Raw genomic sequence first — 21,638 nt, 5'->3', positions numbered from 1 at the left:
ATTTCCATGAAAAAGGCGATTCCGAAGAACCGCCTTATTTTACATCAGTTTAGTCTAGCAATAACGAGATTATAGTGACTCGAAAGTACCGTCGTTGTAGCGGATGATTGCATCTTCATCGACTGTACCGACAACAGAGTCACCAACGGTAACTGTTCCATCAGTTTCGCCATCCATTTTTTCGAGCACCATTGCGACACCGTCAGCATTGCTGAAGGTTAGCGCTAAGTCGACAGTTTCGTCTTCAGTATTAGCACCAGCAGTTAACTGTAAGCTCTTACCATCATAACCAAGTGTTGCAGTTAGGTTGCTTAGGTCAAGATCGGTACGGTTTGCAGTGATCGAAAGAACCGCTTCACCGTAGTCAGCAAGATTAAGCTTTCCAGAAAGACTTATTGTTGCATCTGCAAAGTTTTCTTCTGTCTCTTCTTCGCCGTCATCCAAGCCAAAAACGTTGAATGTTGAAGCGTTGTTAACCACTAAAGAGGCAGTCAAACCAGCAACTTCACCAGACTCGTTAGTGATGCTTAGGTTGTTTAGGGCAATTTTCTCAAGACCCATATCGCCATCACTACCTTCTTCTGCTATTAGTGAAACTTCAGCACTTGCTGCAATCATCTCACCTGTAGCAACACCAGCTTCTAAGGCTTCAACGGTTAATTCACCCGCTAATGACATCATTGTAAACTCTGCATCAGGACCATCTTCACCCAGTGGTAAGTCTTCTGATAAGCCCATAGTTAACGCAGCATTTGACAGAGTGATTGCAACAAGGTCATCACTCACTGTGCCATTAATACCAGCAGTAGTGTCACCAGCTGAGACTATCTCAGTATCTAGTGACTCATTTAGACTGATCGTTGTTTCAAGTGCAACATTGCTATCACTTAAGTCACTTGCAGTTAGTACGTACTCTGTTGTGTCAGACGTTGAATTATCAACAATGCTAAGCGTACCTAGCAGCATGTCTTCGTCGTCGATCACATCAACCGTTGTAGGAACGTCTTCATCAGCACCATGTGCATCTTCGATCGCGTTGATAGCTGCGCCGAGGGCAATTGCATACACTTCAAGTACATCTTCGCTGTGAGAACTAAGTGTATTGCTCAGCGTGTCAGCTTCATCTAAGAATGTATTTGCAGGATCTTCAAGGTCTTGAATAGCGTTTACCCAAGTTCTAACTTCAGTAACAAAGGCTTTTGCTTGTGCAACATCACTTGGGTTTTCAGCACTTGTCGCTTCTGGTTCAAATACACCATCAACAAGTTGGCCGACTACTGAGCTACCTAGTGTTGATATTTGATCAACAGCTTCGTCAGACAAAGAATCTTCTGCTGCCTCTGCTGCTTCATTAGCATCTGCATATAGCGTTTCTAGTGATAGACCACCTTCATCACCAATATCGCCATCTTCAACAAAGTCAGTACTGTAAGCATCTAAGTTCGTCATCATGTCTTCAACAGAGCCAGTGCCGCTAAATGCTTGAGCCGCTAATGCCGCTAACATGATTGAGTAGCGTTGAGAGTCAGTAGATGACTCGCCAAGTACTGACTCGCTTGCTACGTTGACTGGTGTTGTTTCTAAAATATTTACACCAACGACTTGGTTGATTTTTGACGTTGTTTCTAAAATGCTAGTGTCAGAAACCGAACCACTGATCACGACGCTGTTTGCTGCCATGCTAGTAAATGCGGTAATGGCTGCATTCACTGTTGTATCACTACCAGTACCTGGGATGACTGATGTCATCATGAAGTCAGTGCCTACTAGTGGGATGGTGTCACCGTGCTCAACGCTGCCGCAGTCGTTGTAAGAATCACAAACCATGGTTGTGTCATCACCAGCGGTTAGCTCTAATAGCAGCGGTGAGGTGCCGTCATAGCTTGAGACGGTCTCTAGAGAGTAGCTACCAACACTATCAGTCATCGCTGTACCAACAACAGCACCTTTAATACCATCGCTACCTAGCAAGTAAGCAGTCACGATACCGTCAGTGATAATCCCTTTAGCAGCTGTACCGCCAATACTTGTGGGTGTTGGTGCTATGGTTTTGTCGTCGTTGCTACCACCACAACCAGCGACAAGCACTGTTGCGATAGCTATTGTTAATAGACTCTTGCGAAAAGAAGGGCTGTTTTTTGATGTTTTTTGTGTAGGTGTCATATTTCCGCCTTTTAGTTTTTTATGTATCTTATCGCTTATTTGTTAAGCTATGATTCACATTAACTATTATTTATGTTTGAAAGTACATATAATAAAATGCCAATTATTTATTTTTTTTATATCTAAGCGCCATAATGTTTAGTCGGCAAGTAATTTGTCTTGTTATTGGTATTGTAACTATTTTTTTTTGGTGCGTTTTGGCCGCTTTATAGGTTTATTATTTCTTAAAAGGTATTATAGTTGATGGTGTTCGATGCTCAGGGTTGTTTTATTATTGTTGATAGTGACTTAATGTCTACTAATAGACTGTTGGCTTTGTTTTCGGATGATTTCCAATGCTATACCGCGAGCACTGCTAAAGCAGGTTTAGCACTTTCTAGACAACTCTCTGACCGTAAAACTCTGATTATTTGTGATGTAGACCTGCCCGATATGAGCGGCCTAGACGTTTGCTTTACAATTAAAAATGAAGATCCACAAACATTTTTCATCTTGTTGGCTGCTGATAATGATCAAGAATCCCGAATGGAAGGACTGCTAGTTCGTGCTGATAACTATATTGATAAAAGTGTCTCGGATGAAGAGCTTAAGTTATTAGTAAGTAATATTTACAGCACGTTGAGTCATACCCAGCTTGAGCAACGCGATGATGCAAATAGGACGGAGATTACGGATGAAATTTTTTGTGCGCTGGAAACAGAAGTGAGAACACTGATTGAAGACTTTTATCAGTTATCGTTAGAGCAACGCCTGGTGAAAGCGTGTAGTTCTAAATTTGTGGCTGAGCATTTAGGCCGATCACATCGTACTTTTCAAAGAGAGATCAAAGCTGAGACGGGTTATTCTTTTAAGCAGTTACAGTTGATAGTGCGTCTGGAGTCAGCTCAAGGGCTGCTTGCTGAAGGCTACAACGTTACTCAGGTGGCAGACCTCTTATCTTTCTCAAGTCCCGCACACTTGTCGCGAGCCTTTAAAGATGAGTTTGGAATAGTGCCGAGTAAATATCGGGCATTAGCCTAGTTAAAAGTGCATAGCGCTTGTGTCGGCTATGCACTTGCTACTGTCGGTTCTCTTAGAATGTGTATGACACGCCTAGAGAAATCACTGGGTAAACGTCAAACTCTTCTGAGTCTTCTTTAAGGCTGACTTCTTCAGCGTCAACATCGTCTTGTAGTTCTGAACAAATAGTTGACTCAGGGTCTACGCATACGACTGTTAGAGAAGCTTCTGGTGAGCCTTGGAATAACACACCTAAATCAGCGTCAAATCCCCAGCCTTTACCTGACATTGGCTTGTGTCCCCAACCAATACCAACATAAGGGGCAAGGCTCTTAAAGCTGATTAAACCGTCTAGTGACTCAACCGTGTCATCTGTTGAATATGAGTTACCGTTGATTTCAAACTCATTATTCTCTGTTGGCTTAGCAGACAGGGCGAACTCATTACCATTGTTGTAAACACCCGCACTTAAACGGAAGCCATTTGAAAAAGGGTGATAGTCACCTACTAGCGAGAAGTTTTGCATATCTAAGTCAGCATCGTAAGTGATGTCGCTTTCTTCGATAGTGTCATCAATACTAAAGCCGTTGAACCCAATGCCGATAGCGAATTTAGGCGATAGTGAGTGAACATACTCGATACCGCCACCTAGTGTGCCGGCCTTTAGCGCAACAGTGCCTTCTGCAGATGCAGTGTTGGCAACTGATAGTAAGCTAGCAGTCGCTAGTACTGAAACGAAAAGTGTCTTCTTGAATGTTGAGTAAGTGTAATGCATGCCTTTAATCCCCTTTGAGTCGTTAAATGGTTTATTCAGTTTATTAAATAACCAGTAGGAGTATTAAAATTTATACAGAATAAAATGTACATATAAAAAAGCGCCAAACTTTAAGCGACATTTACACTAGCCCGCCATCTTGCTCGTAGAGCGTTAAGTAAGGCTGATTATTGTTATATTTATAAATACGGAGGTGGCTTCAATTACACCCTATAGCTTCTAGAGATTGAACAAGTTGCCTTTGCTGTTTTTTGTTTGACCAACATTAGTTCTGCCTTTTCGCCTGTCACTTGCTCTGATGCATACAAAGCAGCTGACTCCGCCACGCCATAAACACCAACAACACCAAACACATACTCAGACCGCATACTAAGTTGCTCCTCAACGGTTTCAAGTTGAGGTACATCAAACGTTTGAAAGGGTTTACCAATTTGCTTAGCCAGTCCAATCAAACCCACTTCATCCGACTTAATGTCGATACTGCTTATGCTGTGAATGTCATCTAGACTCAATCCTACTTTAATTAAACAATCATCCAATAGATCCGCTAAATGATCAGAAGGGCAGCCACGTTCACAGCCCATGCCGACGGTATAAACGGGTTTTAAATAAGCTTTAGCCGTTGTTGAAACTAGCTGGCCACTGAGTAAGTTTGCTATGTCTTTTCCCCAGTCATTAGCGCCGCCTTCATGCCCAGAAATCAATGGAATAACAAACTGACCCTGTTCATCTAGCACTAATACAGCAGGGTCGGTGTATTTATCTTTTAAGACAGACGCAAGCGTACGCACGGCAATGCCCGTCGCACAGATCAATATTAAGCGGTCACCGTCAGTAAATGCAGACTGCACTTTTTCAGTAAAAGGCTTGGGTTTATGCCACAGTTCACTGCCTTCAATTTCATTAGCTAATCTTTTTCCAAGCCTTTCCCCAGCATCGGTTAGCGAGATAATTCGTATCATATGATTAAGTTCTATCTCGCTTCTCACGAATCACTACAAACACGGAAAAATAAGGGCCAACGGTATGCTCAAGCGTCGTCACATCGCGGACGATTTTTTCCTGTTCACGACTGATGTATTCCAAGTAATTCGCATCGGCTGTTCGGCCTGTTGCTTGCAAAATATCTAATAGGCGAGGGCGTGAGCTTCCCGCTTTCATGATCACGACGGTGTCATGGTTAAGCAGTGTGTCACGAATATGCTCGTCACTATGGCGACCGCTAATAACGGCAAACGACTCTTTTAATAATGTGAGAGGTTTAAGTAAGGCCGCTGATGAGGAGTGCACAGAAGAGATTCCGGGTACGACTTGGCAGGTGTAGTCATCTTCAAGACGGTCAAGTAGGTAAGCGAACGAGCCAAAAAATAATGGGTCGCCTTCACATAAAAACACCACGTTCTTGCCTTCATTTAGGGCAATACGGATTTCTTCAGCAGCCGTGTCATACGCTTTATTGGCCAGCGTCCGGTCCTTTGACATCGGCATCGGCACGGCTATTTCTGGCACAATCGTTGGCGCGCTTTCAATACTGTTTGCAGCAATCTGCCTAGCTTGAGATCGTCCACCATCAATTCCGATATAGCTAATGACATCCGCCTCATGGATTAAACGATGCGCTTTCAACGTCATTAACTCAGGGTCACCTGGGCCAACACCCACGCCATAAAAAGTACCACGTATTGTCTGTGTCATTGCTCGTTTCCTAGTTTTTATGGGGCTTGATGAATTTGAATAATGTGACTGGCAGGCTGGGTCTGTAAAGTAACTGGCCTGCTAATTTACCGCCACGACTAATGGCTACTTGTAAGGTTTCTACTTCGCCTTGAGGCAATGTTTGTCCGTGATCAGAGTTGTAACTTTCGCTATCAGATACGTCACGCTCAATTTTTTCGGCAAAGTGAATCAGTTGCGTACGGCTGGTTTCCATTACCGCACTGGCAACAATAACCCCACCGTCTGGTAGTGTTCGCCAAAGTGAGCCTAGTAAAACGGGTAGCTCACCATCACTACCGCCAATGAAAATCTTATTCGCTGCGGGTAAGTGACTTAGTACTTCTGGAGCACGACCTTGTACCGTTTTTAGGTTGTCGACTACGCCAAAGCGTTGCTGGTTTTGCTCAAGACACTCGAAGCGCTGAGGGTGATGTTCAATAGCATGGACATTGCCCAATTGATTCCACAACGCCCATTCGACGGCGACACCACCACAGCCTGCACCGATATCCCAGCCAATATCGTCAGGTGCTGGCTGCAAGAGTGAGAGAATCGCTAAACGTACTTCGCGCTTAGTAATCAAACCTCGTCCAGCGTCACTGTCAGTAATGAAGTGGTGGTCAGGTATGCCAGGGAAGCTGGGTAGGTACTTTGTTTCACCAGTTACTTTAATTATAGTGACGTGAAGTGGATCAAACTGAAGCTCAGTCGAGTCATTAACTAACTCATCAACCGAAAACTCTCTTACTTTCTGGTTCTCATAACCAAGTTGCTCACACACCCATAAGCGTGATTGGCTAAAACCTGCATCATGACAGAGGGCCGCTAACGCCTGAGGTGAACTGTGTTGATCGGTTAAAATAACTAAGTAACGTTGTTGAGCAAGGTGTCTACGCAGTGTCAAAACAGGGCGGCCGTGTAGGCTTATGACCTTGGTAGCTTGCAACGACAACCCAATACTGTGACACGCTGCTTGAATGCTAGAAACGGCAGGGTAATAACGTAATTGTTCAGGCGTAAACTGCTTTGAAAACCATCGGCCAATACCATAATAAAGTGGGTCACCTGAGGCGAGTATCACGACGTGTTGAGCATTTGAGTGTTCAATCAATGATTTGAGTTGGTTTAGCTTTGGTAGCACTGATGTGGTTTGTTTTACGAGTTTGGGTTTCACAATCTCAAGTTGTCGTTTAGAGCCAACAACTAACGCTGCTTGTGCAAGTGCGTCTAAAGCATCCGTTGATAGCTGCTCTGTTTCGGTAACGCCTAAACCAATGATGTGAATAAATGGCTGCATCTATTAGTACCATTCGCCTTTTAAGCAGCGCAGTAACGCGTTACAAGTCGCCGATGACACTGCGCTTCCACCCATTCGCCCGAGTACTGTAATGCACTCAATGCCTAGTGCTTCATGAGCGTCCCACAACGCTTGTTTAGACTCAGCAGCACCGACAAAACCAACGGGCATGCCAATAATGAGAGCCGGTTTTGGTGCGCCTTGTTCTATCATTTCTAGCAAGCGAAATAGAGCGGTCGGCGCGTTACCAATAACCACAATACTGCCGTCTAGCGACTCCTGCCAATAATACAGCGCAGCCATCGAACGGGTTTCACCGCTACCTTTAGCGCGCTCAACCGTGCGTGGGTCATTGAGAAAACATAGCGGTTCGCGAGTGATCATGCGCTTAGTGATGCCTTGTTTAACCATCTCTACGTCACATAAGATAGGTGCGTTTTCAGCAAGCGCCGCTAAACCACTTTCACAGGCATTAGCACTAAACTGTATTTGTTGCGCTACTTCTGGAATACCGACGCTATGCACAATGCGCATCACAACTTGTTGTTGCTCACGACTCAAGCCGTCTAAATTCGTTAATTCACGAATCTGACGAAAGCTTTCTTGCTCAATAGTTTGTGGAGAAACGATGTAATGAAATGGCATGGTGCGCTCAAAATATGAAGTAGCAGGCGAGTATAATATCACTTACCTGTTTGAGCGACCCCGCAATTATTTTGTGAGGGTTTTGTTTGCAGCTTTAAGTGCTTTTAAGTAGTTAAGTGGGCCACCATGTTGCATTGGAAAGCCAGTCGTCATTGTTGCTACTAAATCTAAAATGTCTTCATCTTCAACAATACCTTCTTTTAAACAAGCCCGTGCTTCATTGATGATCTTTTCGATAAGTCGCTGTTCTGTGACAGATACTTTGATTTTGTTAGTCGACGTCGTTAGCTTATTGTTTAGTAAGCCGTCTTGCTTAACACCATTTTTATAGCGATAAAAACCTGAGCCTGAACGTTTACCCACCAAGCCTTGTTCGTGCTTTTGAATCAAAATATTAGGTACATCAATACCACGCCTATCTGCCAATGCTTCTGCAATACGTAAACACTCGGTGATACCTATCTCATCAATTAGCTCAAAGGGCGCATGACACATCCCCATTTTTAAGGCCTGTTTATCGATGGATATGATGCTGTTACGTGCCTGATGAATCAGCATTGATTCCGTGAGGAATACCATCATCAAGCGAGTACCGAGGTAGCCCGTTGCACTTTTTACCTTAGCTGGCGTTAGAGATAACGACTTAGCAAAGGACTGAATAGTGGCTAAGTGTTGATTGCCCCCCGTTGTACTAACCTCAACTAAGTCACTCTTAAAACAAGGGTTATAGGGGTTAAATAACGCTAAGCGACTCGGTGTTTGCATATTTTTTGATAGTTCTTCCAGAGGGAAGCACGAAGTACTAGTTAGCAGAAGTGCAGTGTCTTTAGCGCTAGATTCGATATCTTTGAGCAGTGACGCTTTGGCAAGGCAAACTTCTGGGGTGGCTTCAATGACGATATCAGCATGTGGCAGCGAATAGTTTTCTGGGCTGAGGTTGATATTGTCAGTAATGCGCTGTCTTTCAGTTTGAGCAATGTTTTGCTGAGTAAAATACTGGTTTAGCTCAGGTAATAGCTTTTCTAATGCGCTATTTCGCGTGTCATACAAAGTCACAATAAAGCCGTTTTGAGCGCACAGTCGCGCAATATAGCGACCCATGCTGCCACAGCCGATAATGTGTACTCGGTTGATCCCACCATCAAGCCTCTTTGTGCCTGCATTAAGTCGCTGCTTTAGCTGAGTAAGCTTCAAGTGATACTGTGTCAGAGGGCTTTGCAGTAGCTTAATCGCCGACTTTGTTTCGGCTAAATAAGCGTCCTCACTGATGTTGTATTCACTCCACGTGTCGATGATACTCGCACAGGCTTGCTGTTCGCTTGGCGATTTAGCTAAACACGCATCCTGTTTTTTTAGAGCTAGCAGCAGTAGATGTCTAGGAATTAAAGAATTTGAACGGTGAGTCTTGGCAACATAAGGCGTGGTGTTTTCAGACTCTCGTAAGTGTTGAAAGAACTGGTCAATGACAGCCTGTGTTTGGTAGCTTGGTGTGCGGTGGTCTACCAGTGAGAGTGCTTTCAGTTGTTCAGCAGTTTGCTCACCTTTGGATAAAAATCTCAAAGTATCGCGTAACCCAATACGTGTAATCAGACGAGTGATACCACCAAAGCCGGAATAGTAACCTTGCTGAAAATAGTCATAGTTGACTGTGGCCTCATAACTAGCGACACGTCGCTGACAACTCAGTGCGATATCCCAACCCGAATTTAAGCAACTACCTTCAATCAACGCTACCGTTGGAAAAGGTAGCTCTGCTATACGGCGGCAAACTTGACTGCCTAAGTTAATATAAGCATCTACCGCTTGAGGTGTTTTTAAGCTTAAAAGTGTTGCCGTATCAGCGCCCTGAATAAAGTGATTAGGCTTGGCTGAGCTAATAACCAGTCCTTTAAATCCTTGATCACGAATTCCCCCAACCGCCTCATTTATCTCCTTCAGCACTGCAAGGCTAAGGATATTTGTTGGGCTGTCTTTCACATCAATACGCAATAGCACAATCTCGTGAGCGCCTTGGCTGAGCGTCAGGTGCTGAAACTGGCTCATGTGTCTCTACCTGCTGTGTCACCTATGGCATTGCGTAATAAAATGGTACTGATGTTCTGACTATTAAAGCCAAAGTGGCAAACACCGTATTCCCCCTTATTACGCTGCAAAGTGTGAGATAACTGCAAAATATTCCGTAATTGTCCGGCGGCAAATGGGTTGCCCGTAGCCAAGCAGCCGCCGTCTAAGTTAATTCGGTCAAAGCTGCTTAATGACTTAAATAGCGGTTTTTGTTTAAGCGCCAATATTTCGGCGGCTGATGCCTCATCCCACTCCCAATAATCAATCTCTTCACTGGTTAAATCATGCTTATTTAGAGAGGCTTCAATGGCATCAGTACACGCGCTCGTGTTTGGCGAAAATAGCTGAGCCAGTGGTGTTATGTTGTATTCATCGATAAATGCTTGGCTAGCAAGTAGCAAACAACAAGCGCCTTCTGTTGCTTGTGCCACGCTGTTTTGTGTCACTAAACCGGTAGCTTCAGGATTGGTTTGCAAGGCTTGTTTGAGCGACTCAGGGTCAAGGGTAATAACGTTTTCGTCTGAGCTGCGACTACTGCCATCAAGGTAATAAACGGGGACGATATTGCATAGTGTGTTATTTCGTTGGGCGTACTTTAAACGACGTTGACTCAAGTTAACGTACTCTGCTTGAGCGTCTAAACTTATTTGGGATTGGTTCGCTGCGGCTTCTGCTTGGCTTTGGTGGCGAGTATAGCGTTCGTTAGGTGTATCGCTAGGCATGGCGCGTTGACGAAAGTAGCTAGTGTGTAGCGTGTTAAATACCTTGGTTTTTGCAGAAATACTGGAAGCATTTTTCCATACTTGAAACCACTCAGATAATTCGTCGCTAGCTGAGATTAACGGCGCGTTGACGACTTCAACACCGCCTAACAATACTAACGATTTCCCTTGAGAAGTAATGGCTTGGTAAGCGTACGATAATGCTTGTATGCCGACCCCCTCATTACCTGAAAAGGTTTGTGGCGTCAGCGCATTAGTACAGCGTAAACGTCGTGCTGCGTCCTCTGCCAGACTTGAACAATCAAGCGTCTGACTGCTTGCCATGATTACATTATCAATTTTTGTTGAGTCAAAAGGTTGGCGGCTGAGTAAGTCACGTGCAGCAATATGTAGGAGGTCTTGAGCAGTATAGGCATTGCCACCAGAAGAGTCGCGGCGCAGTCGGCGATCAAAGGGTGTGCGTGTTCCATCTACTAAGTAAACCGGTTGCTGGGGGGGCAAGGGCACGATTGTTTATTCCAGTGGATTTTTTAGGGTTATATTTTACTAACAGGCTGCATTTGAGGCGGTGTTAAGTCGGTGAGCTCGATCTCAATTGGGGGATTCTGTTGAGTGTTATTTTCCAATACATCGTAGCTTCTATTTAGGCCGACTAAGCCCTCTATAATTTCTTTCTTATCTGGGCCAGGTAAATCAGCAATAGAGTCGAGGACTTTTATGCGAGTTGCTTGCATTGATTCCTGTTGTTTAAGCGCGAAGAGCTTATCGTATTCTATTTTAGCCAGTTCTTTTTCTCGCTTCACCTTAAGGCTAGAAACAAAGAAGTAAGCAACGCTGGAGCTAATAATAATAGTAGAAAATATCAAGGCAATGTTGAGCATTGAGCGTTGTTCTGCATCCGCCTTTTGGATAGCTAATGCCGCTTCATGGGCTTGAGTCATTTGTTGTTTTTCTTTTTCAAATGAAAGAAGAGTATGGGTTACCTCTGCTTCATGTTGTTTTTCTGACTCTAGCTTGCTTAGCGCTTGTTGGCCTTGCATGTAATCTTTCTGAAGTTCTTGTTGTTTAAGTTGTAATGTATTTTGTTGGGCGCTTTCTTGGAGTGACTTTTCATGCAGTAGGCGTTGTTGTTCGGTGAGGTTGCCATACTCCAACCGCTGCATTTCTATTTGTTTTTGGTAATTGAGGGTGGTTTCAGTGCGTTCGTTATTGAGTTGTTCTTGGAGGTACTGGAACTGTAGGGCTTGTTTATCTGGGATAGCAAGGGACTCGCTAGCCACCTCGGTAGGAGGTTGTAGCTGATTACTCTCAGAAGCGTTAGTTAATGGCAGTTCGACCTGTTGGCCTGAAAATGACATAAATCCTAACAATATTATAAACATGGCGATGACTAACATCACCAACATTCCCATTACACGCATGAATACCGATTTCGGTTAAGTGCACGTTAGTTAGAGACATAAAATCACAGCTTTTACTGCTCGGGGCACATTTATGTTCGGACTAGTCCGTGTTGAGTTCAAAGAAGTTTATTTCTGATGCAATTATCAAATTTGATGAGGCGTTAGTCAATGAAAAATAGTTATTTTAAGGTGAGAAATGTATATTTAGTGTTCATTGTTGTCGGATGATTAATTTAAATAATGGTTACTTTTTTCGCTACTAATTACCAAAGTACTTTATAACGGTTTTAGAGCGTCATGTGTGAATTTTTCCTGGGCTATGAGACGGAATGTAGTGAGGCATTCAGCTAGGAATTACTACGATGAGTATAAAATGATAGCCGGTTGTCGATAATATAAGCTTCTGAAGCTCAATTGAGTCAAGGTAGTATGTGTAAATAATAAAAATAACGACGATTTTATTTCTAACAGTAACAAGGAAATGGAGCGAGAGCAGTGAAGACTAGCGAAAAATTATGCTTATCCAACCTTGTTTTGATGTATCTCAAGTTCAAGGCGCAATTAGTGCTGTCTAATCCGGTTGGTGGCTATGTTTAAACTTAACTCACTATCATTACGTTCTCGCTTTCTTATAGCGCCCGCTATAGGCCTTATATTGACACTCGTTATCTTTTTTAAGAGCTACGTCTTAATAAATGACCATTCAGAATTGCTGACAGACCTTCATAACACAGAGTTACCCAAGCTTGCGGAAGCTACTCGCGCGATGGTTTTACTGTCTCAGCACAATAGTCATTTGCATGACTTGCTGATTCATTCAGAGGTCGATGAAAATCCACAAGAATTGTTTAAAGAAGGGCAAAGGTTTCTATTAGAATATGAAGAGCTAGAGCTGTACTTCAGCTTATGGACTCATGATAGTAGCTACTATATTAGTGAGTACGCTCCAAAAAGTGATATTGATTACTTGCTTGGGAAGATCAAAAATCTACTCGGCTTGTACAAAAGGGAAGTGATTGCAGCGATTGATTTCTCTGTTTCATTCTCTAATCACAATCATAAGCATGATGCAGAAGAGGAAAATCAGTACCTTCAGCGCGCTGATACAATAATGCGGGACTTGAATGATATTTTCCTGACGTTATCAAAACTCCATACGCTTAAGTTAAAGCAACGCTCACGTACTTTTACTGCGGCTAAGTCAAACCAGACGATGACAACGCTAATTTCATTATTACTGATGTCGCTTATGTTGTTATCGGCGCTGTTCTTTTCAAGGCACTTATCTAAAGCCATCGAAATGATTAACAAGTCTATTATCTCGCTCGCTAAGGGCGATACAGACATCGAACTACCTGATGTAAAAAGCCAAGATTTAACGCAAATAGTCGGAGCCTTGACGACCTTTCAGGGTGTTTTGATAAAAAAAGATGAGCAGCAACAAGAGTTAGCGTCGGCAGTAACAGAATTAACGCTTAGCCAAGATCGCTATTTTAACTTACTGAATATCAGTGCGACGGCGATTATTACAGTTGATCAAAACCTTGATGTTGTCCTATTTAATTTGGCAGCTGAAAAGATTTATGGTTTTAAATGTAATGAAATGATCGGTCAATCAGTCGCTATGTTAATACCAAAAGCTGACCGAGTTAATTACAAACGTAAACTTAAAGTATTTTCCAAAACGAAAGGGGGCTATAGCCTCTTTGAAGAAGAAGTAATCCGTAACGCCATCCGTAAAAATGGCGAAGTTTTTCCAGTTGAAATGCGACTAGGTAAAACCAAAGCCGGCGATAATATGCTCATGACCATGTCGATTACGGATGTGACTGACCGTGTTAAGTCGGAGCAAGAAATACGTCATCAAGCGCATTATGATTCGCTTACTGGTCTACCAAATCGTTTGCTCTCGTTGAATCGTCTGACTGAGTATATGAGCGTGGCGAAACAGAAGGGTGCGATGGTTGGCGTCATGTTTCTTGATTTGGATGACTTTAAGAAAATTAATGACTCAATGGGCCATGAAGCAGGGGACCTGTTGTTAGTAGAAGCCGCTAAGCGACTACGAGGTATGATTGATCACATCGGTACAGTGGGTCGTCTGGGTGGTGATGAGTTTATCGTTCTATTAAGAGAGCTTGAGTCTGTTGAGAAAGCTAAGGTTTTGGCAAAGGAGCTTGTTTTATGCTTCCGTGACCCCTTCACAGTGGATGGCCGGAAGATTGTTTTAACTTCTAGCATCGGTCTTTCATTTTATCCAGAGGATGCCACTACGTCGTCAGGAGTCTTGAGAAATGCTGATGCCGCGATGTATCACTCGAAAAAGTTGGGGCGCAATACTTACTCGCTATTTACACCTGACATGGGTGAAGGTGTTTCTCGCCGTTTGTTGTTAGAAGAGCAGATGCGCGGAGGCTTAGGCCGTGATGAGTTTAGCTTAAACTACCAACCCAAAATTGATCTACGTAATAATCGAGTGACAGGTGTTGAAGCGCTAGTTCGTTGGGAAAATGAAGAGCTTGGGAAGGTGTCGCCTGATGAGTTTATTTCGGTTGCAGAACATTCTGGCTTGATCGTTGAGTTAGGACAGTTTGTTATTTTTGAAGCGCTTCGATCCATGAAAGCATGGGCAGACTCAGGATTTGAGATTAGCGTGGCCATCAACCTTTCCCCGCGTCAATTCCATGATCTTAACTTGATCCCTTTTATAAAGAATACCATTCAAACGTTTAAAGTAGATCCCACTTTAATTGAGTTAGAAATAACAGAAGGGGTATTGATGAGTGGTCATCGATTTATTACTGATGCACTTCAATCATTAAACGAGATGGGGATTAAATTAGCGATGGATGACTTTGGAACGGGCTTTTCATCGCTGAGTTACTTACGTAAATACTCTTTTGATACGTTAAAAATAGATCGTAGTTTTATCGCAGACTTGATGGAGGATGAAGAAGATCGCGCTTTAGTGGATGCCATTATTTCAATGGCACACTCACTTGGGCTAGATGTGGTCGCGGAAGGCGTCGAAACTATCGACCAAGTTGACTATTTGACGCTGCAAGGTTGTGAATATGCGCAAGGCTTTTTGAAGGGACGTCCGATGACCTTTAATGCTTTAACTAAGAGTTTGGAAGGCGAAAGACGCTTATTAGCAGAGCCATCTGTTGCGTAGTATTGTGCCATTTAGCGGTGTAGAAAAATTATTCTGATGTAAGTTATCCGTATTGGTTGTTTTTTAATCAACTAGCTTTGTCAGTATGATTTATATAGAGAAAAAACGGTTGTTGCTTGAGTATGCACACACTTGTCCACAGGCTCTGGGGATAAGTGTGAATAAAAGCTGAATGGATTTAGACTGACTTTGCGTGAGTAATGATGGCGTTTGTCAGTTTAGCAAGATCGCATATTTCATTTTTCGACGCTAATAATGACGGTCGTTCTAACAAAAACACCGGAAGCTTTAATGCCCTTGCCGCCAGTATTTTACTGGGTAGTGCACCACCACTATGCTTACTCACAATCGCATCAATTTTGTAATGCTGAAGTAACGCTAACTCACGATCCAAGTTAAATGGCCCGATGCCATGTTCCCATGACATCCAGTCAGGTGTTGCATGAGAGGGAATCACGGCTGTGCGGTGCAGAAAGTGTTGAGGTGTCTTTCTGTGCATAAGTAATGCGGCAAGCATGCTCTCTGTTAACTGACCTTGGCTTAGGAAAACAGAATGGAAGGTGTTTAGCTGTCGTAGCAATTGTCCCCAGTCCTCATAAAAAGACCAACTATCTTCTTCGGTAGCTTGCCAGTCAGGGCGTTGGTAGCGCCAAAACATAATACCTGTTTGCTCCGCTGAGCGTTGAGCCGCAAGACTCATTTTTTGAGCAAAAGGATGTGTGGCATTGACTAGGGCGGTTATTTTGTTTTCTCTGATGTAATGCGTTAACCCCCCGCGTTTGCTGAAGCCGCCACTCAATACTTCACAAGGTAAGTCAGGCTGCCTAACAATGCCTGCGATGCTGTAGATGACTTCAATACCACTGTTGTGAAGTGTTATTGCGAGTTGCTTTGCATCACCTGTACCACCAAGGATCTGTAGTTTCATTGTGCAAATCCAACCTTTTCACCCGCACGGTTAACGGCCCAGACTTCCACGCTTATATCCTGTTTTATCGTCTTTTTAGCAACAGTAAGTGCGTCTTCGCAAACTTTGCCAGCCAAGTCGATGTTATTAGCTTGGCAGTGTTTTAGTGCTTCAATACTCGTATTGGATGACTTAATTTGTTGGATCAAGGCGTCGCTTGCGCCAAGAGAAACAGCACAGTCAGCGAGGTAGTCAAAGTTGATCGTTGAAACACGACTGTGTAAATCTAAGTGGCCATTAGCTAGTTTGCTTAACTTACCAAAGCCACCACAAATGCTGAGTTTCGTTACCGAGTTATGGCGTAAATATTTGAGTACAGCGCCCACAAAATCACCCATTTCAATCATTGCCATATCAGGTAAGTCATATTGTGATTGGATGAACGTTTCACTGCTGTTGCCAGTACATGCTGAAATATGATCTTCACCATTTGCGCGTGCGACATCAATACCTTGGTGGATTGAGGCGATGTAAGCGGCACAAGAGAATGGTCGAACAATGCCAGTTGTCCCTAATATAGAGATGCCACCCAAAATTCCGAGTCGGCCATTCATCGTTTTCAGCGCGATGTTTACGCCATCAGCAACGCTGACAGTGACTTCAAAACCACCGTTGTACTCATACTGTGACGCTAATTCACGTAAGTGTTCACGGATCATTTTACGAGGAACGGGATTGATGGCAGGTTGTCCGACGGGAATGACTAAACCTTCGCGAGTGGCAGTACCCACACCTTCACCTGCTTTGAAAATGACAGGGGAGAGGTTACTTGTATCGGGTTGTACTTCTGGTTCCTGTATCGCTGATTTGGAGTGAGCGACTTTTCCTGTTGGCAGGTCTTCTTGTGCAAGAGAACTAGCCTCGTTCAAGTCTACTAACGTTATACAGACAGATAGCGTTGCACCATGTGTTGCATCAGGGTCATCGCCGCCATCTTTAATCGTTGAAGCGGTTGCGCTATTACCTGCTTTACTCAATGCCGTAATGGGCATATTCACTAGCTTTCCCTTAGGAAGCGTAATTTCCACTGACTCAGATTTTACATCTGCAAACAGATAATGCGCTGCTGCGACGCTGCACGCAGTGGCACAGCTTCCGGTGGTTAGTCCGGTTCTGAGAGGGCGAGCTTGTTCGTCAGTTTCTGGCTTCATAGGTATGCTGTAAATCAATGAAATTAGAGTATGGCGCGAGCGTGATGCGAATAGCAAGTTTACGGCTAAGCGGCATGCATACTCTAATTTCCATTGGCCGTTGAGTAGTACTAGGCCGTTGTTACATACTTTAATATTTCAACAACTTGCGCAGGTGTTTTAGCCCAAGCCATTGCTGCACCATCCACTTCTTTCAGTGGATGAATAATCTTCTCATCATGAAGCGTAATGTAGGGTTTACCTAGCGCAGCGAGTTGTCCGGCATCGAATGCTGCATTCCACTGTTTGTACTTGTCACCAAAGCGAACCACGGCAATATCGCACATTTCGATCAAACTTTTGGTGCGTATAGCATTCACTTTAGACGACTGATGATCACGCCAGAAAGCATTCTCATTTTCCATAAGTAAATCACCCGCCGCATCACTCGCTTCGTGATTGGTGACTGCAGAGGTGAAACTAACAGGTAGGTTTAACTCTTTTACGCCTGCCTCAAGCTGCTCACGCCAGTCGGAGTGAATCTCGCCTGAGAGGTAAACTGTCCAATGAATTTGTGTGTTCATTTTATGATCCTTTGTTTAAGCGCAAAAGACTTGCAGAGGCGCCGTGGATGATTTTTGTAAATAGCCGTCTTTAAGCGTACTTAGTCTTGAGCGGAAAACATACTCGCGACAGCTTCTGCATTTGACGGGAAAAATAAATGTAAGTAAGTCGCGGTTAAACCACGTTCGCGATAAATAGCTTCGCCAGGTGCGGGATGTCGTTGGCGCCTACCGTGGCCAATTGGCTCGGGTGTACTTTCACTTCTGGAGCGATGGTGAGCATGTGCTCGAACGTCACCTTCAGGAAGCACCGCTGTTTGCATACCTTGGCAACCACTGCGTCCGCGCATTGCGCCATGACCTTGCATCAGCCCTAACATAGGGTAAATGTTTCCTTCCAAATCGGTCAGTGTTTCCATGGTGTAAAGGAAGCCACCACACTCAGCTAAAATGGTTTTATCCGCTTCGAAAAACTCACGAATAGCGATCGCCATTGAGTCATTTTCAGCAAGCTTTGTCGCATGTAACTCAGGGTAGCCGCCGGGAAACCACAGGGCATCAACTTCAGGTAAATAGCTGTCATGAATAGGTGAGAAGTAATGACACTCAGCGCCCATCGCTTCAAGTAGCTCTATGTTTGCGTCATAGATAAAAGAGAATGCTTCATCTTTTGCGATGCCAATTTGTCTGTCTTGAAGTAACTTTTTAGGTTGAGGGATTTCAGTCGGTTCGAAAGCGACAGGTGCAGGTAACTCAGTTAACCCCGCATCCTTAATCCAAACAGCTGCTCGCTCAATACATTGTTCAAGCTCATCACGTATTTCAGCAGCCTGCACTAAACCCAAGTGACGCTCAGGCAAGGTAACTTCTGGGTTACGAGGCAGCGCGGCAATGAGTGGCAAACTTTCAGGCAGCGCATCACGTATTAACTGTGAATGACGTTCTGATCCACAGTTATTCACAATTAAACCAGCAACTTGGTAGTCGTTACGAAAGTTCGCCAAGCCAGAGGCGAGTGCAGCGGCTGTTTGTGCCATGCCTTTAACATCCATGACGATAGCAATTGGGATACCAAAGGTTGCTGCTAAGTCAGCACTTGATGGATCACCATCAAACATGCCCATCGCACCTTCTATTAATATGAGATCAGCGACTTTGGCCGCTTCATAAAGTTTGTGTTTGCAGTCGTTTTCGCCAGCCATCCATAAGTCGAGCGGCTCAACGGCTTCGCCAGATGCTTGCGCGAGTATTTGTGGGTCTAAGTAGTCCGGGCCTGTTTTAAAAACACGAACGGTTTTACCTTGGTTTTTAAAGTAGCGAGACAAGCCAGCGGTTATGGTTGTTTTACCTTGGCCAGACGCAGGGGCTGAGAGAAATAGTGCAGGGCATAAGACGGTCATTTTAGTATTCAATCCCAGCTTGAGCTTTCACACCTAGTCTAAAGGCATGACGCTCATCCTTCACATCACTGATCGTATCAGCAATGTCAATCAACTCATCGGGCATTGTGCGGCCAGTGATGATCACATTTTGCATCTCAGGGCGTGCTAGTAACGCTTCAACGACAGGCTCTACCGCAATATTTTTATACTTTAGCGGGTAGCTCATCTCATCAAATACAACCAAACCGTACTCGGGGTTATTCAACATATCTGCGGCAATCGCCCATGCTTTTTCAGCAGCGAGTGAGTCTTCGTTATGGTCTTGTGTTTCCCATGTGAAACCGTGTCCCATCACATGCCAATCAATCATTGGGTGATCTTTAAAAAACAGAAATTCACCCGTTGCATCACGGCCTTTTATAAATTGAATCACACCACACTTTTTGCCATGGCCAACACTGCGAGCCATTGTTCCTAATGCTGAACTACTCTTTCCTTTGCCGTTTCCTTTCAGCAAAATCAAGACGCCACGCTCTTCTGTTGCTTTAGCAATACGCTCATCGACGATGGCTTTTTTACGCTTCATTCGTGCTTCGTAGCGTGCATTTTGTTCTGGGCTTAACATGGTGTGTTCCTAGTATTTTCTAAGGTATTAGTGGGTTTTATTGTGCGTTTACTGGGTATCACATTGTATTAACAATGCCCCATAAGCTAAAACCAATACCAAACAAGATGAATAATATAATGCCGATACCAACAAGGTACGCAATGATTTGCATTGGGCTTTTTTTAGTATCGTTCTGTTTTGGTTCTTCCATAATTAAACTCCTAAAGCGTTCAGGTGAAAGTAGTCTGCACCCATGGCGTTGGCCAGTGCTTTACCACGACCACGTTTAACGGCTGACTGCTCAGTATCTATCACTGTGCAATGTCCTTGTAGGGATAAACCATCAAAGTCTTGAGTGGTGCGGCCATCAGTTAGCACGTAAGTTTGAATCTCCAAGTCAGGGCTTTTGACCACTGCACCTTGTAAATATTGTTGTGCTTGCATAATGACATCACGAATAGGTGTGCCACCGCCCGCAGGTGTTTCATTTAACAAAGATTGTAAATGTTTGGGGGCGCGAACTTGTGGCAGTAACCATTTTACTTGCTCATGACCAAAGCTCATTACGGCTAACTGCTCACGTAGTAAATACGCTTGCTCAGCGATTTGAAGCACTGCACCTTTAGACTTAGCAAAGGCTTGTCCTGCTAACGTTGAAGAGGAAGTATCCAGAAGTATGAGGTGTAAAACAGCTTTTCCTGACCGTGCTTTTTTGTAATGTAATTGCCAGTCAGTTGGGGCGTTACGTTTGGCTATATTACCAACTAAGGTATTAAACCAACTTACACTCGGTGAGGGTGCTCGACCATTTCGAGAACCACCTTTTGCTTGTCCTTTCTGTTTTCCAGCCATCACTTTGTCTTTCAAAGTTGGGCTAGTCGGACGAATTTTTGAAGTCTGTTTCTGTCTAGGTAAGCGTATAGCTTCAACGGTTTCTAAATGTTGCTGCTGAGGTGGCAAACCGCCCCAGTCATTATCTCCAGCATTATCATCGGAGTTGTCAGACTCATTGTTGCTGTTATCACTGCCCTGTGATTGCTGTTGTTGAGAGCTACTCTGCTGCGTATCTTTAGGTGGTGTTTTCGGCTGCTGTTTTTGCGGCTCGGGTGGTTTTTCAGGTGGTCTAGAATAAGGTGACGATGGTGGAGGGGGCGTCGAGTTACCGTTGTCATTTCGACGATGACTCAATACCAAAGGTTCGACGGTATCGATATCTTCAAGAGTGACTTGCTTGCGACCTTGCCAAGCCGTATGAGCAAGTGCCGCACGATACCAAACAATATCGCCACGCATCCCGTCAACATTTGCTTCATGACAGCGCTCGGCAATATTGCGTCGTAACGCGTCACTACAAGTTACATTCGATAAAGCGAGTTGTGCTGATTGAATGTGTTTGATCAGCGAGCGTTGTGAGTCAGCATACTTCGCAATAAATGCAGCAGGGTTCTGATCGAATGCTTCGCGCTGTTGCACGATTTCCATTCGCTCATCAATGCTGTATTGATTACCTAACTCAACCGCCAAGCCAAATCGGTCTTGTAATTGAGGACGAAGTTCACCTTCATCAGGGTTCATCGTGCCAATGAGTAAGAAGTCAGCAGGGTGTTGGTGGCTAATGCCATCGCGTTCAATAATGTTAACGCGGCTGGCCGCAACGTCCAGCAGCTGGTCCACTAAAGCATCGGGCAGTAGATTTACTTCATCGACATACAACACGCCATCGTGTGCTTTAGCTAATAAACCGGGATTAAAACTCACCTGTTGGTCGCTGAGTGCTTGTTGCAAATCAAGAGAGCCGATGAGCATTTCTTCACTAGCACCTAAAGGTAGCGTGACTAGTTTCCCTTTTTGAGGAAGCAGTTGTGCCAAGCCACGAGCCAGTGTGGTTTTTGCGGAACCACGAGGCCCACTAATCAATACCCCGCCAATGGACGGATTAATTGTTATTAGTGTTAACGCAAGTTTGAGTAAGGCTTGTCCAGTGACGGCAACAAAGGGAAATGCGGGAGTATCCGACATCAGCATTCAAC

At 44.1% G+C, this 21,638-nt stretch carries 18 protein-coding genes; 2 read left to right on the top strand and 16 right to left on the bottom strand.

Annotated features, from left to right (window positions below):
• Positions 1–69: 69 nt before the first annotated feature.
• Positions 70–2,163, bottom strand: coding sequence for a hypothetical protein (locus DKT75_RS12210; RefSeq protein WP_109823720.1), 2,094 nt, complete (start codon positions 2,161–2,163; stop codon positions 70–72).
• A gap of 243 nt (positions 2,164–2,406) precedes the next feature.
• Here DKT75_RS12210 and DKT75_RS12205 point away from each other — a divergent pair, with 243 nt between their 5' ends.
• The gene (locus tag DKT75_RS12205) at positions 2,407–3,183 is read left to right on the top strand and encodes an AraC family transcriptional regulator (protein WP_109823719.1); all 777 of its coding nucleotides are present in this window, start codon (positions 2,407–2,409) and stop codon (positions 3,181–3,183) included.
• A gap of 52 nt (positions 3,184–3,235) precedes the next feature.
• Here the strand turns inward: DKT75_RS12205 and DKT75_RS12200 are convergent, their stop codons facing one another.
• The 8 genes from DKT75_RS12200 to DKT75_RS12165 form a co-directional block, all read right to left on the bottom strand.
• Positions 3,236–3,937: a hypothetical protein gene (locus DKT75_RS12200; RefSeq protein ID WP_109823718.1), complete on the bottom strand. Its 702-nt coding sequence runs from the start codon at positions 3,935–3,937 to the stop codon at positions 3,236–3,238.
• Between the two features lie 203 nt (positions 3,938–4,140).
• The gene (locus DKT75_RS12195) at positions 4,141–4,899 is read right to left on the bottom strand and encodes a cobalamin biosynthesis protein (RefSeq protein ID WP_109823717.1); all 759 of its coding nucleotides are present in this window, start codon (positions 4,897–4,899) and stop codon (positions 4,141–4,143) included.
• A 4-nt stretch (positions 4,900–4,903) separates the two neighbouring features.
• Positions 4,904–5,632: a precorrin-2 C(20)-methyltransferase gene (cobI, locus tag DKT75_RS12190; RefSeq protein ID WP_109823716.1), complete on the bottom strand. Its 729-nt coding sequence runs from the start codon at positions 5,630–5,632 to the stop codon at positions 4,904–4,906.
• Between the two features lie 10 nt (positions 5,633–5,642).
• Positions 5,643–6,950 carry a precorrin-6y C5,15-methyltransferase (decarboxylating) subunit CbiE gene (gene cbiE / locus DKT75_RS12185; RefSeq protein WP_109823715.1) on the bottom strand — a complete coding sequence of 436 codons (1,308 nt, stop codon included), beginning with the start codon at positions 6,948–6,950 and terminating at the stop codon, positions 5,643–5,645.
• A gap of 3 nt (positions 6,951–6,953) precedes the next feature.
• Positions 6,954–7,595 carry a precorrin-8X methylmutase gene (locus tag DKT75_RS12180; protein WP_109823714.1) on the bottom strand — a complete coding sequence of 214 codons (642 nt, stop codon included), beginning with the start codon at positions 7,593–7,595 and terminating at the stop codon, positions 6,954–6,956.
• A gap of 66 nt (positions 7,596–7,661) precedes the next feature.
• Positions 7,662–9,638 carry a 3-hydroxyacyl-CoA dehydrogenase NAD-binding domain-containing protein gene (locus DKT75_RS12175; RefSeq protein ID WP_109823713.1) on the bottom strand — a complete coding sequence of 659 codons (1,977 nt, stop codon included), beginning with the start codon at positions 9,636–9,638 and terminating at the stop codon, positions 7,662–7,664.
• A complete protein-coding gene (locus DKT75_RS12170) occupies positions 9,635–10,888 on the bottom strand; it encodes a thiolase family protein (protein WP_109823712.1) in 1,254 nt (417 codons plus the stop codon). Before DKT75_RS12170 ends, DKT75_RS12175 begins: the two co-directional genes overlap by 4 nt.
• A 29-nt stretch (positions 10,889–10,917) precedes the next feature.
• Positions 10,918–11,802 carry a hypothetical protein gene (locus tag DKT75_RS12165; RefSeq protein WP_146201364.1) on the bottom strand — a complete coding sequence of 295 codons (885 nt, stop codon included), beginning with the start codon at positions 11,800–11,802 and terminating at the stop codon, positions 10,918–10,920.
• Positions 11,803–12,373: 571 nt separating this feature from the next.
• On the opposite strand from DKT75_RS12165, the gene DKT75_RS12160 reads away from it, so the two are divergent.
• Positions 12,374–14,959, top strand: a complete 2,586-nt coding sequence (locus tag DKT75_RS12160) for an EAL domain-containing protein (protein ID WP_109823710.1) — start codon at positions 12,374–12,376, stop codon at positions 14,957–14,959.
• A gap of 178 nt (positions 14,960–15,137) precedes the next feature.
• Here the strand turns inward: DKT75_RS12160 and DKT75_RS12155 are convergent, their stop codons facing one another.
• The 7 genes from DKT75_RS12155 to DKT75_RS12130 form a co-directional block, all read right to left on the bottom strand.
• Positions 15,138–15,887, bottom strand: a complete 750-nt coding sequence (locus DKT75_RS12155; protein WP_109823709.1) for a precorrin-6A/cobalt-precorrin-6A reductase — start codon at positions 15,885–15,887, stop codon at positions 15,138–15,140.
• A complete protein-coding gene (locus DKT75_RS12150; protein ID WP_109823708.1) occupies positions 15,884–17,077 on the bottom strand; it encodes a cobalt-precorrin-5B (C(1))-methyltransferase in 1,194 nt (397 codons plus the stop codon). The genes DKT75_RS12155 and DKT75_RS12150 overlap by 4 nt, the downstream gene beginning before the upstream one ends.
• Positions 17,078–17,187: 110 nt before the next feature.
• Positions 17,188–17,640, bottom strand: a complete 453-nt coding sequence (locus DKT75_RS12145) for a YtoQ family protein (RefSeq protein WP_245923194.1) — start codon at positions 17,638–17,640, stop codon at positions 17,188–17,190.
• Between the two features lie 80 nt (positions 17,641–17,720).
• Positions 17,721–19,019: a cobyrinic acid a,c-diamide synthase CobB gene (locus DKT75_RS12140; RefSeq protein WP_109823707.1), complete on the bottom strand. Its 1,299-nt coding sequence runs from the start codon at positions 19,017–19,019 to the stop codon at positions 17,721–17,723.
• A 1-nt stretch (position 19,020) separates the two neighbouring features.
• Positions 19,021–19,626, bottom strand: a complete 606-nt coding sequence (cobO, locus tag DKT75_RS12135) for a cob(I)yrinic acid a,c-diamide adenosyltransferase (RefSeq protein WP_109823706.1) — start codon at positions 19,624–19,626, stop codon at positions 19,021–19,023.
• Positions 19,627–19,684: 58 nt separating this feature from the next.
• The gene (locus DKT75_RS22380) at positions 19,685–19,819 is read right to left on the bottom strand and encodes a hypothetical protein (protein ID WP_281271423.1); all 135 of its coding nucleotides are present in this window, start codon (positions 19,817–19,819) and stop codon (positions 19,685–19,687) included.
• Between the two features lie 2 nt (positions 19,820–19,821).
• Positions 19,822–21,627 carry an AAA family ATPase gene (locus DKT75_RS12130; RefSeq protein ID WP_211665406.1) on the bottom strand — a complete coding sequence of 602 codons (1,806 nt, stop codon included), beginning with the start codon at positions 21,625–21,627 and terminating at the stop codon, positions 19,822–19,824.
• Positions 21,628–21,638 lie beyond the last annotated feature (11 nt).

Source organism: Leucothrix arctica (assembly GCF_003172895.1).
In the GTDB taxonomy this organism is placed as follows: domain Bacteria; phylum Pseudomonadota; class Gammaproteobacteria; order Thiotrichales; family Thiotrichaceae; genus Leucothrix; species Leucothrix arctica.
The sequence above is the reverse complement of the archived record's forward strand: the minus strand, read 5'-3'. Positions and strand labels throughout refer to the sequence as shown.

Coding starts and splice junctions, on each gene's coding strand:
- cbiE (WP_109823715.1), bottom strand. CDS start 6,950: ATGCAGCCATTTATTCACATCATTGGTTTAGGCGTTACCGAAACAGAG.
- DKT75_RS12160 (WP_109823710.1), top strand. CDS start 12,374: ATGTTTAAACTTAACTCACTATCATTACGTTCTCGCTTTCTTATAGCG.
- DKT75_RS12150 (WP_109823708.1), bottom strand. CDS start 17,077: ATGAAGCCAGAAACTGACGAACAAGCTCGCCCTCTCAGAACCGGACTA.
- DKT75_RS12175 (WP_109823713.1), bottom strand. CDS start 9,638: ATGAGCCAGTTTCAGCACCTGACGCTCAGCCAAGGCGCTCACGAGATT.
- DKT75_RS12200 (WP_109823718.1), bottom strand. CDS start 3,937: ATGCATTACACTTACTCAACATTCAAGAAGACACTTTTCGTTTCAGTA.
- cobO (WP_109823706.1), bottom strand. CDS start 19,626: ATGTTAAGCCCAGAACAAAATGCACGCTACGAAGCACGAATGAAGCGT.
- DKT75_RS12140 (WP_109823707.1), bottom strand. CDS start 19,019: ATGACCGTCTTATGCCCTGCACTATTTCTCTCAGCCCCTGCGTCTGGC.
- cobI (WP_109823716.1), bottom strand. CDS start 5,632: ATGACACAGACAATACGTGGTACTTTTTATGGCGTGGGTGTTGGCCCA.
- DKT75_RS12205 (WP_109823719.1), top strand. CDS start 2,407: ATGGTGTTCGATGCTCAGGGTTGTTTTATTATTGTTGATAGTGACTTA.
- DKT75_RS12180 (WP_109823714.1), bottom strand. CDS start 7,595: ATGCCATTTCATTACATCGTTTCTCCACAAACTATTGAGCAAGAAAGC.
- DKT75_RS12210 (WP_109823720.1), bottom strand. CDS start 2,163: ATGACACCTACACAAAAAACATCAAAAAACAGCCCTTCTTTTCGCAAG.
- DKT75_RS12155 (WP_109823709.1), bottom strand. CDS start 15,887: ATGAAACTACAGATCCTTGGTGGTACAGGTGATGCAAAGCAACTCGCA.
- DKT75_RS12165 (WP_146201364.1), bottom strand. CDS start 11,802: ATGCGTGTAATGGGAATGTTGGTGATGTTAGTCATCGCCATGTTTATA.
- DKT75_RS12145 (WP_245923194.1), bottom strand. CDS start 17,640: ATGAACACACAAATTCATTGGACAGTTTACCTCTCAGGCGAGATTCAC.
- DKT75_RS12130 (WP_211665406.1), bottom strand. CDS start 21,627: ATGTCGGATACTCCCGCATTTCCCTTTGTTGCCGTCACTGGACAAGCC.
- DKT75_RS22380 (WP_281271423.1), bottom strand. CDS start 19,819: ATGGAAGAACCAAAACAGAACGATACTAAAAAAAGCCCAATGCAAATC.
- DKT75_RS12195 (WP_109823717.1), bottom strand. CDS start 4,899: ATGATACGAATTATCTCGCTAACCGATGCTGGGGAAAGGCTTGGAAAA.